This window comes from Nocardioides sp., assembly GCF_036274455.1.
In the GTDB taxonomy this organism is placed as follows: domain Bacteria; phylum Actinomycetota; class Actinomycetes; order Propionibacteriales; family Nocardioidaceae; genus Nocardioides.
Genome location: NZ_DASUFR010000017.1, coordinates 1 through 11,449, shown reverse-complemented (window position 1 = coordinate 11,449; position 11,449 = coordinate 1). Strand labels below are relative to the sequence as shown.

13 protein-coding genes are annotated in these 11,449 nt (G+C 72.2%); 11 read left to right on the top strand and 2 right to left on the bottom strand.

Going from position 1 to position 11,449, the window contains the following annotated elements:
* Window positions 1-497 (bottom strand): calcium-binding protein (locus VFV89_RS01540; RefSeq protein WP_329704129.1); only part of this gene is annotated, 497 nt, incomplete at its 3' end.
* A gap of 86 nt (window positions 498-583) precedes the next feature.
* Between VFV89_RS01540 and VFV89_RS01535 the strand changes: the two genes are divergently transcribed.
* Window positions 584-1,246: a sulfotransferase gene (locus tag VFV89_RS01535; protein ID WP_329704127.1), complete on the top strand. Its 663-nt coding sequence runs from the start codon at window positions 584-586 to the stop codon at window positions 1,244-1,246.
* A 7-nt stretch (window positions 1,247-1,253) separates the two neighbouring features.
* Here VFV89_RS01535 and VFV89_RS01530 read toward each other — a convergent pair whose 3' ends face one another.
* On the bottom strand, window positions 1,254-1,928 hold the full coding sequence (locus tag VFV89_RS01530; protein ID WP_329704126.1) for a hypothetical protein: 675 nt from the start codon (window positions 1,926-1,928) through the stop codon (window positions 1,254-1,256).
* Window positions 1,929-2,043: 115 nt separating this feature from the next.
* Between VFV89_RS01530 and VFV89_RS01525 the strand changes: the two genes are divergently transcribed.
* The 10 genes from VFV89_RS01525 to VFV89_RS01480 all read left to right on the top strand — a co-directional run.
* Window positions 2,044-3,096, top strand: a complete 1,053-nt coding sequence (locus VFV89_RS01525; protein ID WP_329704125.1) for a hypothetical protein — start codon at window positions 2,044-2,046, stop codon at window positions 3,094-3,096.
* A gap of 30 nt (window positions 3,097-3,126) precedes the next feature.
* Window positions 3,127-3,705: an RNA polymerase sigma factor gene (locus tag VFV89_RS01520; protein WP_329704128.1), complete on the top strand. Its 579-nt coding sequence runs from the start codon at window positions 3,127-3,129 to the stop codon at window positions 3,703-3,705.
* 1 nt (window position 3,706) lies between these two features.
* Entirely contained in the window at window positions 3,707-4,888 is a 1,182-nt protein-coding gene (locus VFV89_RS01515; RefSeq protein ID WP_329704124.1) for a hypothetical protein, read from the top strand.
* 15 nt (window positions 4,889-4,903) lie between these two features.
* A complete protein-coding gene (locus VFV89_RS01510; protein ID WP_329704123.1) occupies window positions 4,904-5,470 on the top strand; it encodes a GNAT family N-acetyltransferase in 567 nt (188 codons plus the stop codon).
* A 47-nt stretch (window positions 5,471-5,517) separates the two neighbouring features.
* Window positions 5,518-6,918: a threonine/serine exporter family protein gene (locus VFV89_RS01505; protein ID WP_329704122.1), complete on the top strand. Its 1,401-nt coding sequence runs from the start codon at window positions 5,518-5,520 to the stop codon at window positions 6,916-6,918.
* Window positions 6,919-6,951: 33 nt separating this feature from the next.
* Window positions 6,952-7,920 carry an aldo/keto reductase gene (locus VFV89_RS01500; RefSeq protein ID WP_329704121.1) on the top strand — a complete coding sequence of 323 codons (969 nt, stop codon included), beginning with the start codon at window positions 6,952-6,954 and terminating at the stop codon, window positions 7,918-7,920.
* Between the two features lie 160 nt (window positions 7,921-8,080).
* Entirely contained in the window at window positions 8,081-9,253 is a 1,173-nt protein-coding gene (locus VFV89_RS01495; protein WP_329704120.1) for a PP2C family protein-serine/threonine phosphatase, read from the top strand.
* A complete protein-coding gene (locus VFV89_RS01490; RefSeq protein ID WP_329704119.1) occupies window positions 9,250-9,876 on the top strand; it encodes a response regulator transcription factor in 627 nt (208 codons plus the stop codon). Before VFV89_RS01495 ends, VFV89_RS01490 begins: the two co-directional genes overlap by 4 nt.
* Before the next feature lie 92 nt (window positions 9,877-9,968).
* The gene (locus tag VFV89_RS01485) at window positions 9,969-10,316 is read left to right on the top strand and encodes a hypothetical protein (protein WP_329704118.1); all 348 of its coding nucleotides are present in this window, start codon (window positions 9,969-9,971) and stop codon (window positions 10,314-10,316) included.
* A gap of 164 nt (window positions 10,317-10,480) precedes the next feature.
* A partial coding sequence (locus tag VFV89_RS01480; protein WP_329704117.1) for a DUF222 domain-containing protein occupies window positions 10,481-11,449 on the top strand: 969 nt, incomplete at its 3' end.

The window sequence follows — 11,449 nt, the reverse complement described above, 5'->3', positions numbered from 1 at the left end:
TGCGAGGCGTCGCCGTCGTTGCCGTCGCCACCGTGGCCGAGGTCGTTGCCTGCGCCCAGCATGATCTTGAGGTCGTCCCCGGGCCCTGCGTCGACGACGTCGTTGCCCGAGCCGGAGTTGATGGTGTCGACGCCGTCGCCGCCGGTCACGATGTCGTCGCCAGCGTTGCCGTTGATCGTGTCGTTGCCGGGCCCCCCGTCGAGGATCGGGTCGTTGCCGCCACCGCCGTCGAGCCGGTCGTTGTCGTTCTCCCCGTAGAGCCGGTCCGCGCCGGGGCCGCCCTGGAGCGTGTCGTCGCCGTTGCCGCCCCACGCCTTGTCGTTGCCGGCCATCCCCTTGAACACGTCGTTGCCACCCTTGGCCTTGAACTTGTCGTTGCCGGGCGTGCCCTTGACGTGGTTGGGCCGGTTGGTGCCGTGGAAGGTCTTGGCCTCCGCGGCGACCGTGGGGGCGAGGCAGAGGGCGACGACGGCGAGGGGGACGACCAGCGAGGGCATGCGGTTCACCCCAGGACGCTAACCGGTCAAGGGCCCTTCACGGTGCCCAAACGGCGGCAACTCACCCCTTTTCGTAGGCTCCTCCCGTGACCCAGGTCCGCCGCGACGAGCTCGGCTTCGTGTTCGTCGTGACCTACGGGCGGTCGGGCTCGACGCTCCTGATGGGGCTGCTGAACACCATCCCCGGCTACCTGATCCGCGGCGAGAACTGGGACGCCCTGCACCATCTCTTCCGGTTCCACCGGACGCTCCTCGAGGGCAGCCGGAAGTGGGAGCCCGCACGGCTGCGGCAGCGGACCCACCCGTTCTTCGGCGCCGGCGACTTCCCGGCGCGCAGGTCCCTCGAGGGGATCCGGGCCCTGGTGATCGACACCGTGCTGCGGCCCAGGGACGACACCCGGGTCACCGGGTTCAAGGAGATCCGGTGGTACCAGGACGACGTCGAGGAGTACGCCGCGTGGCTGCGCGAGGTCTTCCCCGGCGCCCGGTTCGTGGTCAACACCCGTGACCACGAGGAGGTCCTGCGCAGCGGCTGGTGGGCCAAGCGGCCCGAGCACGCGGAGGCCCTGCCGGCCGTCGAGGCGCGGATCGTGGCGCTCGCCGAGGGGCTCGGCGACGCGGCGTACCGCGTGCACTACAACGACTACGTCGCGAACCCGTCGGTCCTGCGCGGGCTGTTCGAGTGGCTGGGCGAGCCGTACGACGAGGAGCGGGTCAGGCAGGTCCTGGCGACCCGCCACTCGGTCTAGGAGCCTCCTAGCGGAGCCGCTGCACGACCGGCCGCGGGCAGTTCCGGATGTCGTCGAGTGGGTCGCGGCCGTTGACCAGCACCACCCTGTCGCCGGGATCGCCGCCGGCGGTCGCTGCGCAGTAGACGATGTCGGCGGCGCCGTCGTTGAGCAGGTAGATGGTGTCGCCGCCCTGCTCGCCGTAGACCTCGTCGGCTCCCGCGCCGACCCGCAGCACGTCGTCGCCCTCGTCGGCGGAGAGGTGGTCGTCGCCGTCGCCGTCGTCGAGGACGTCGTTGCCGTCACCGCCGTCGAGGTCGTCCGCGCCCGTACCGCCGGTCACGGTGTCGTTGCCAGGACCGCCCTGGATCGCATCGTTGCCGTCGCCACCGTCGACCACGTCGTCGCCGAGCTGTCCGGTGACCCGGTCGTCGCCGGCCTCGCCGTAAATCTTGTCGTTGCCGCCGCCGCCCTGGACGGTGTCGTTGCCGTCGCCGCCGTAGCCGCGGTCGTTGCCGCCACCACCGCTGATCTGGTCCTTGCCGCCCTTGCCCTTGAGGACGTCGTTGGTGCCCTTGCCCTTGAGGGTGTCGTTGTGGTTGGTGCCGTTGTAGTGGCGGGCCTGGGCGGCCTGGGGGGCGAGCACCAGCGCTGCGACCACGGCTGGGACGACGAAGGGCTTGACCAGCAGGTTGCGTCGCACGGCCCGACCATAGCGGGGCCGGCCGTCGGAGGCCCTGTAACGCTCGCCGGCCTCTCGTCGCTGTCAGGGGTGGATGCGCGTCCTCCCATCCCGACATGCAGACAAGAGGTGAAGCATGAGCAGCAGACCCAAGAGCGTGATGACGCTGGTCGTGGCCGCGGTCGCGGTCGCGGTCAGCACGGCCGCGGTGGGCGCGATCGCCGCTCCGGCCCAGGCGACCCAGGCACACGAGAGCACCAGCTCGATCCGGGCCGCGCATCCGCGGGTCGCCATCGTGGCGGACCGGCACCACGGCCGCCGGATCCCGACCAGCCTCTCGATCCGGGCCGCACACCGGATCGTCGGCGAGGACGGACGCGACCTCGTCCGCGGCCGGCTTCGCACCCACGGCATCGGGCTGCGCAACCGGGTGGTGGACCTGCTCACCCGGACCGCCGCCGACCCGACCTGGCAGGTCATCGGCCAGGACCTCACCGACCGCGCCGGCGCGGTGCGGTTCGCGATCCGGCCGAGCGCCCCGGCGGCGTACCGCCTGGCCTTCGAGGGCACCCAGGTCTTCCGCCCGTCGCACAGCGGCATCGTGCGCATCGGGGTCCGGCCCGCGGTGACCGCGCTCGCGGCACCCGACACGGTCGACCCCGGCGAGACCACCACGGTCTCGGGTGTCGCCACCCTCGCGGGCCGATCACTCGGCGGCGCCACCGTCGACCTCGTCGCCCGCGCCGCCGGCCACCGCGCCCGGAGTGTCGTCGGGTCCGGCACCACCGCCGCCGACGGCTCGGTGTCGATCACGGACACCCCGAGCGTCACGACGGTCTACCGGCTCGTGGTCCGGCACTCGACCGGCGTCCCGCGTGGCACCAGCCCGGCGGTCCGCGTCCACGTACGGGCGCCCAGCTCGCTCTCGATCCGCGGGCGGCACGTGCGGGCCGGGTTCCTGGTCAGCGGTGTCCTGCGCGGCAACCACCACACCGTGAAGCACGCCCTGGTCAACCTCGAGACGCTGGCTGCCGACGGCGTGACCTGGACCGTCGTGACGACCGGGCTCTCCAACCACCGCGGCAAGGTCGCCTTCCTCCAGCCCGAGTCCGCGGGCGCCAGCTACCGTCTGACCTACGCCGGGAACGACAGGCTCGCACCCTGTATCAGCGGGACGGTGGTCAGCTGAGCCGCGACGAGCTGACGGAAGGAGCCGGCGCTGGACCAGAGCGCTCTCCCGCACGACGACCTGTCGTCGGCCCTGGCTGCGGCCAGGGCCGGCGACGAGGCCGCGTTCGTGACCGTGTGGCAGGCCCTCCACCCGCCGCTCCTGCGCTACCTGCGCGTCCGGGGCGACGAGGCACCCGAGGACATCGCGTCCGAGACATGGATGCACGTGGTGCGCGGGCTGCCCGGCTTCTCCGGCGACGCGGCTGCGTTCCGCGCCTGGCTCTTCACGATCGCCCGGCACCGGGCCATCGACCACGGCCGGGCCAGGAGCCGGCGTCCGGTCGTCACGGTGGGCGAGCCCGCCGCACTCCCGCCTCACCGCGTCGAGCCGAGCGCGGAGGAGCAGGTGGTGGCGAACGACGCGACCACGCGGGCGCTGGAGCTGGTGTCGACGCTGCCGCCGGCCCAGGCCGAAATGGTGATGCTCCGCGTGGTGGCGGGACTCGAGGTGGCCGACGTCGCCACACTCGTGAACAAGAAGCCCGGCGCGGTACGGGTGGCCGTGCACCGGGCGCTGCAGACCCTGGCCCGGCATCCCGATGCCCGAGCCGACCGAGAGGTGGTGTGACGTGACCGAGCCTCCTGAGCAGCCCTTCGATGAGGAGTCGCTGTCGCGTGCGCTGCGCGCCCCGGGTTCGGAGAGCGAGCTGCGCGAGGAGAAGAAGTACGTCGGCATGTTCCGCTCGGCGAAGTCCTCTCCGGCACCGGCCCCGGTGCACCTCGGCCCGCGGCGCCGCACCGTGTCCCGGTTCGGCGCGGGCACGGCCTTCCTGGCCGCCCTGGCGGTCGGTGGCTCCGCAGCCGCGGCGTACACCAACAACCTCCCGGAGCCGATCCAGAGCTTCGCGCACCGCGCTCTCGGCCCCGTCGCCCCACCGCCGCCGGAGCAGCGGCACCACGCGAGGGACGTCGTGGCGAAGCCCGACACGTCCCCGACACCGACCCCTGCGGGGCCGGCCACCGCACCGGCGACGCCCTCGCAGACGCCGAGCCACTCGCCGTCGCCGACGGCCGGCCACCCGCGCTCGCCGAAGCCGACGCCGACCTCCGGCGCCACGCCCGGCGCGACCCCGTCGGCCGGTGCCCCGACGACGACAGCCAGCACGTCGCCCAGCGCGACGCCCAGCGCGACAGCGAGTGCGACACCGACCGAGTCGCCCGCCCCCACGCTCTCGACGCCGGGGGTACCGGCCGCGCTCTCGATCTCCGCCACGTCGCACCAGGCGGGCCCGGGCGAGTCGGTGGCCTTCGCCGGGGTCGTCACGTCGGACGGCGGTGTCCCGGTCCGCCGGGCCAAGGTGGCGCTGCAGATGTTCTCCGGCGGCTGGTCCACCATCGCCACCGGGCGCACCGACACCTCCGGTGCCGTCTCGCTGGTGCTGCCACCGGTGACGGCGACCACCGCCGTACGCCTGCGCACCACCAACGGCGTCCACTCGTCGCGGTGGCGGGTGACGCTGCACCCCGAGCTGTCGGTCACCTCATCCTCGACCGACGACAACGGCGGCGTGCTCATCACGGTGCGCGCGTTCGGGGCCCAGTCCGGCGACCGGGTCCAGCTGCTGACCAAGTCCGGGCAGGTGGCCACCGGGACGCTCGGCGCGGATGGGTCGGTGTCCTTCTCGGTCACCCCGACGGCGAGGCGGACCCGCTACGTCGCGCAGCTGAGCGGCACCTCCGCGCACGGGCCGGACCGCGCGAGCATCACCGTCGTGACGAAGAAGCCGGGGAGAGTGACGAGCGGTCCCTGAGGCATCATCGATGGTGTGGACAACTACACCGTTCGCCCACTCGACACCGACACCTGGCCGGACTTCGCCCGCCTGGTGGAGGCCAACAACGGGGTGTGGGGCGGCTGCTGGTGCATGGGGTTCCACCCGGAGGGGCTGGACCGCGAGACCGCCGGCGCCAACCGGGCGGCCAAGCAGGCGCACGTCGAGGCCGGCACGGTCCACCAGATGCTCGTCTACGACGGCGAGGACTGCGTCGGCTGGTGCCAGTACGGCCCGCCCGCCGAGCTGCCCAACATCTTGAACCGCAAGTCCTACGACAAGGAGCTCGTCGAGCTCCCGGACTGGCGCATCGGCTGCATCTTCACCGGGTCCCGGCACCGCGGCCGCGGAGTAGCCCGGGCCGCGGTCACCGCCACCCTCGAGGCGATCCGGGCCGCGGGAGGTGGTCTGGTCGAGGCCTACCCCGAGCAGGTCGAGGGCCGCCCGCCGCAGCGTGGTGGCTACTTCCACACCGGGCCGGAGAACCTGTTCGAGGAGCTCGGCTTCGTCCGCGATCGCCAGATCGCCAAGTGGCGGTGGGTGATGCGCCGGCGGGTCTGAGGCTCGGTTGGCGAGGAGAGCCGCTGGACCGTCACACTGTGCGGGTCATGCCCGCCGTTCCCGAGCCCCCCGTGGAGCCCACCGGCAACGCCCGGGGAGCCAAGGGCATCCGCGAGGTCAACGCGATCATGGACCTCGCGCTCCGGATCGGCGAGCAGCTGCTGTCCTCGGGCGCCGGGGCGAGCGACGTCAGCGCGGCGATGAACAACGTGGCCTGGGCGTGCGGGCTCCGCGGCTTCAACGCCGACGTGACCTTCACTGCGCTGACGATGAGCCAGCCGCGGTCGCCGGACGAGCCGGCGCTGATCCAGATCCGGCAGGTGCGCTACCGCGAGATCGACTACGGCGACCTGACCGAGATCGACAGGATCATCCGCGACGTCGTGGCCGGTGACATCGACCGCGTCGAAGCCGCGGCCCGGCTCAACCGGGTCAGCTCGACCGGCCACGCGCGGCCCCGATGGCTGGCCACCCTCTCGTTGGGCGTGATGGGTGCCGGCATCGGGATGGTCCTCGGCGGCGACTGGCTGGTCGTCATGGTGGCGGCAGCCGCCGCCATCCTCGTCGACGCCCTCCAGCGTCGGATGCGCCGTCGGCGGCTGCCGGGCTTCTACCAGCAGGTCGCGGGCGGCCTGCTGGCCACGCTCCTCGCGGTCGGCGTGGCCGCGACGCCCGCCGAGGTCTCCCCGAGCCTGGTCATCTCGAGCAGCATCGTGATGCTGCTGGCCGGAGTGAACTTCCTCGGCGCGATCCAGGACGCCCTCACCGGGTTCCCCCTCACTGCGGGCGCCCGCATCCTCGAAGCGTTCCTCGCGACCGCCGGCGTCGTGGCCGGGGTCGGCGGCGGCCTGCAGGTCGCGGAGATCCTCGGCGTGGACCTGGGCCCGGTCGACCCCGGCGCCTCCTCGGCCGCGGCGCTGCCCCTCATGGTGACGGGTGGGGCGATCGCGGCCGCGGCGTACGCGTTCTCGGCGTACGCTCCCTATCGCTCGCTGGCCCCGATCGCGGTCGTCGCCGGCGTGGCGATCGCGGTGTACGCCGTGGCGTTCGACCACGGCTTCGGCATCGCGTGGTCCTCGGCGCTGGCGGCCCTGCTGCTCGGCCTCGCCGGCTACCCGGTCGCATCCCGGATCGGGATCCCGTCGCTCGTGGTGGTGGCCTCCGGGATCACACCTCTCCTGCCCGGTCTCTCGATCTACCGCGGACTGTCGCTGCTGGCCACCAGCGCCAGCGGCGCGCTGCTCGCGATGGCCACCGCGGCCGCGATCGCCATCGCCCTCAGCTCCGGGGCGATCCTCGGTGAGTACCTCGCGCAGCCGGTCAAGCGCGAGGCCCGCCGGCTGGAGGACAGGCTGGCAGGTCCGCGACTGGTCGGCCCGCACAGCGTGCGCGCGGTCCGCGGGATCCGCCGCCGGTCGAGGAAGCAGGTCGAGAAGGAACCCGGCTGAGCCCGGTTGGCGGGACGCACTAGGTTCGAGGTGATGCGCTACCTCAACCTCGGCAACACCGGTCTGCAGGTCTCTGCGGTCACGCTCGGCTGCATGAGCTTCGGCGACACCGCCGCCGGCCGGCCGTGGGTGAAGGACGAGTCGTTCGCCCGCGAGACGGTCAAGTCCGCGCTCGACGCCGGCATCAACTTCTTCGACACCGCGAACGTCTACTCCGCCGGCACGAGCGAGGAGTACACCGGCCGCGCGCTGACGGCGTACGCCGACCGCGAGGACGTGGTGCTCGCCACGAAGGTGAACGGCCGGATGCGGCCCGGCCCCAACGGCGCCGGCCTCTCCCGCAAGGCGATCCTCCGGGAGATCGACGCCTCGCTCAGCCGACTCGGCACCGACTACGTCGACCTCTACCAGATCCACCGCTGGGACCCGAACGTCCCGATCGAGGAGACGATGGAGGCGCTGCACGACGTCGTCCGCGCGGGCAAGGCCCGCTACCTCGGTGCCTCGTCGATGTACGCCTGGCAGTTCGCCAAGGCCCAGCACGTCGCCGAGCGGCACGGCTGGACGCCGTTCGTCTCGATGCAGAACCACTACAACCTGCTCTACCGCGAGGAGGAGCGGGAGATGATCCCGCTCTGCATCGACCAGGGCGTCGGCATCATCCCGTGGAGCCCGCTCGCCCGCGGCCGGCTGACCCGCCCATGGGACGCCTCGACCACCCGCAGCGAGAACGACGAGTTCGGCAATGCCCTCTACCGCGACGAGGACGCCGACATCGTCGCCCGCGTGCTGGCCATCGCCGAGCGGCGCGGCGTCTCCGCTGCCCAGGCCGCCCTCGCCTGGCTGATGGCCCAGCCCGGTGTCACCTCACCGATCGTGGGTGTGACCCGGCCCGAGCACCTCACCGACGCGGTGGCGGCCGTTGACCTCGAGCTGTCGTCCGAAGAACTGGAGGAGCTGTCGGCCGGCTACCAGCCGCGCGGTATCGCCGGTCACGGCTGAGCCGGACCTGTCTCGGGACCCGCCACGCGGAACGACGTGCGGTACCGCCGCGAAACGGGAACTTTCCTATCCTGACAGGGTCCCGAATGAGCAGCACGACGGGGGTGCACCGGATACTTTCTTCCCACACGCGCGCTGGTGTGGGCGTCGTGGAGGAGCCATGACCCGAGAACGAGTACAGGTGCTCGGCGCTGCAGTCGCACTCCTGGTGCTGACGCTGCTGGTGCTTCTCGATGCGTCGATCTCGCCGGAGTACGCGGTCCTGACCTCGCTGTTCGGGTTGGCGCCGCTGATCGCCTGTGCGGTGGTCCCGCCGGGAGCAACGACGTTCATCGCGGGACTTGCGGTGGCCGCGGCGGCGCTGTCGGGACTGTGGAACGACACGCTGGGCACGGCGCAGCAACAGGTCCGGATCCTCAACGTGATTCTCGTCAGCGCGGCCGCCGTGGCGATCTCGACGGCCCGCGTCCGTCGTGAGGACCGGTTCACGCAGATGTCAGAGATCGCCCAGGTCGCCCAGCGCGCGATCCTGCCGATCCTGCCGACCCGCGCCGGGAACGTGGCGATCGCCGCGCGCTACCAGTCCGCTGCCCGTGGGACGCTGGTCGGTGGCGACCTCTACGACTGCTACCACTCTGCGCAGCACATCCGCCTGCTGGTCGGCGACGTGCGCGGCAAGGGCATCTCGGGCGTGGAGCAGGCAGCACGGGTCATTCGCGCCTTCCGGCAGTCAGCAGCGCTTCAGGAACATCTGACCCAGGTTGCCGCGGAGATGGACGACTACCTGGCCGACTTCTTCGGCGAGGAGGAGTTCGTGACAGTGCTGCTCGTCGACGTGACCCGGCCCGGCGTCCTCCAGCTGGTCAACTCGGGCCACCCCAGCCCGCAGCTGGTGAGCGGTGACAACTCCCGTCCCCTGGACCTTCCCGCCGGGTTGCCGCTCGGGCTGGGGCTCGGCCGGTCGGCGGACGCCTACCCGGTGACCACCGTTCCGTGGTCGCCCGGGGACCGGCTGCTCATGTACACCGACGGACTGAGCGAGGCAAGGGACACCCGCGGCGAGTTCTTCCCCGTCTCCTCGCTGGCCGACCAGCTCCGCTCGGGTTCGGTGGAGCAGGCCGTGGACGAGGTTGTCGCCACGGTCAGCCGGCACGTTCCCGGCGGCCGACTCGACGACGACCTCGCCGTCGTCGTCGTCGAACAGCTTCCGGTCCCCGCCGCTGACGCGGACCGTGGGCGCGTCCCCCGATCCGCTGGGGTCGCAGGGGTGGCCGCGGGATCCGGCAGGCAGGCAACCCTCCACTCAGCGATGGCCCAGGGCTCCGAACCGTGAGCATCATCAAGGTCAGCGTGGTTTCGAGCCACCCGATCGTCGTGGCCGGGATCCGCGCGCTGCTCACGGAGCTTCCCGCGCCGGAGAGGTTTGCATGCGTCCCTGACGCTCGCGATGCCGACGTGGTCGTCTACGACGCGTTCAACCTCGCACTCGCCGACCACGACCCCGACGAGCTCGGCCTGCTCATCACGGCACACTCGGGCCGGGTCCTCGCACTCTCCCGGCTGCTGCAGCCCGGGCTGACCGCACGCGCGCTGGCGGCCGGTGCGGTCGCCCCGGTCTCGATCGGCGCCGACGCCGACGAGCTCGTCGCCCTCATCGAGGCCGCCGCCACTGGAGCTGTCACCAATGACGCAGCGCTCGCCCACGAGAGCCTGGAACGGCTGACGACCCAGCTCCGAACCAGCGCCGGCCTCACGGCGCGGGAGCAGACCGTCCTCGCGCTCATCGCCGCGGGATACAGCAACAACGAGATCGCCGCCGAGCTCTACATCAGCATCAACACCGTCAAGACGACCATCCGCAACACCTACTCCAGGCTCGGCGTGGTCACCCGCGCCCAAGCCGTCGCCTGGGCGATCGAGCACGGCTACGCCAGCCTCCCGCCACGACCTCGGTGACCCTCATCGGGGCCCTTCCGGCACTTGGGCCCGCGCGTATCAGCGAGGGAGTGGTCGTGCTCCTACCTTGCATGCCGATACACGAACGCGTGATGGACTACGACGTCTCGACCCTCCACAACGACATCGTCGACTACCAGCGGGTGATCCGACTGACGACGGTCACAGGCGGCAAGGTGTTCCTGGCCTTTCCGGACGACCCGCCGGCGGACTGGCTGCAGTTCAACGGGTCCGGCGTGAACGTCTTCCTACCCGCCACGGAGTTCGAGCCCACCTACCAGGTCCTGCGCCACGAGAGCCCGGTCTTCGTGACCGCGCTGAGCGTCATCGGGCTTCGGGCGTTCAGTCTCGACTCCGGTGACGAGAGCCCGGGACAGGGGCTCACCGACCCAGAGCCGCTCCGGCAGCTCGTGGAGCGTACGACGGCGGCCACTCGGTGAAGTCCTGGGAGGGTTGACGGCATGCCGCAGCCCGCGACGTCTCCCCGCCCAGGTCGCCCTCGACCGGCTGATGACTTCCCCCCTGTGGATGGTCCGAGCGGACTGTCGGCGCTCTGTCCTAGACTGTTCACCGACAGAGGACAAAATGTTTGGAGGTACTGGGCGTGCGGGATCTCGGGAGCGACGCCGCGACGACGGCAGGCGCCTCCACCCTGTCTGCGCCGTCGGTGGCGGAGATCGAGTCCTTCACCCGGCGGCTGGCCCTAGACCCGGTGGGGCTGGAGGACGCCGAGATGATCGACCGGCTCGCGGCGTTGGAGACCCTGCGGTGTGCCACCGAGGCCGCGCAGTGCGAGACCGTGGCGGACTTCGTCCTCTCCCAGCGTCGCGCGGCGGCCGGACGTGGGGTGCCCGCGGCGCGGCGGGACCGGGGGGTGGCCAGCCAGGTGGCGCTGGCGATGCGGCAGTCCCCGACCCGCGGGCAGCGGCAGGTCGGGTTGGCGATGATCCTGCGCACCGAGCTGCCGCAGACCCGGGCGGCGTTCCGGGCCGGCCACCTCGACGGGTTCAAGGCCACCCTGTTCGCCCGCGAGACCGGCTGCCTGACCGCGGAGGACCGGGCCCGGGTCGACGAACAGCTCTGCGGCGACCCCACGCTGGTCGAGCGGCTCTCCCCACGCCGGCTGGTCGGCCGGCTCCAGCGGGCGGCCGCCCAGCTCGATCCCGTCGCGGTGGTGAAGCGGCGTCGCCGCGCCGAGGCCGACCGGCACGTCTCCCTGCGACCCGCCCCCGAGACGATGACCACCCTGACCGCGCTGCTGCCGCTCAAGGCAGGCGTCGCGGTCCACGCCACCCTCGATCGGGCGGCTCGGGCGGCCAAGGCCGGCGGCGACCCGAGAAGCATCGGCCAGCTGATGGCCGACATCCTCACCCACCGGGTGGTCCACCCCGGAGCCGCCGAGCCCACCACCGGCACCGGCACCGGCGGGCGGGAGGCGGAGACCAGCCGGGCTGAGACCAGCTGGGCCGCCGCCACCGCCCCGGCGGTGGCCGCGGCCGTCCCGGCCGGGACGGCCAGCGCGGTCCCGGTGCTGGTCAACCTGATCGTCCGCGACAGCGTGCTCCTCGGCGAC

Coding starts and splice junctions, on each gene's coding strand:
- VFV89_RS01525 (WP_329704125.1), top strand. CDS start 2,044: ATGAGCAGCAGACCCAAGAGCGTGATGACGCTGGTCGTGGCCGCGGTC.
- VFV89_RS01505 (WP_329704122.1), top strand. CDS start 5,518: ATGCCCGCCGTTCCCGAGCCCCCCGTGGAGCCCACCGGCAACGCCCGG.
- VFV89_RS01500 (WP_329704121.1), top strand. CDS start 6,952: ATGCGCTACCTCAACCTCGGCAACACCGGTCTGCAGGTCTCTGCGGTC.
- VFV89_RS01495 (WP_329704120.1), top strand. CDS start 8,081: ATGACCCGAGAACGAGTACAGGTGCTCGGCGCTGCAGTCGCACTCCTG.
- VFV89_RS01485 (WP_329704118.1), top strand. CDS start 9,969: ATGGACTACGACGTCTCGACCCTCCACAACGACATCGTCGACTACCAG.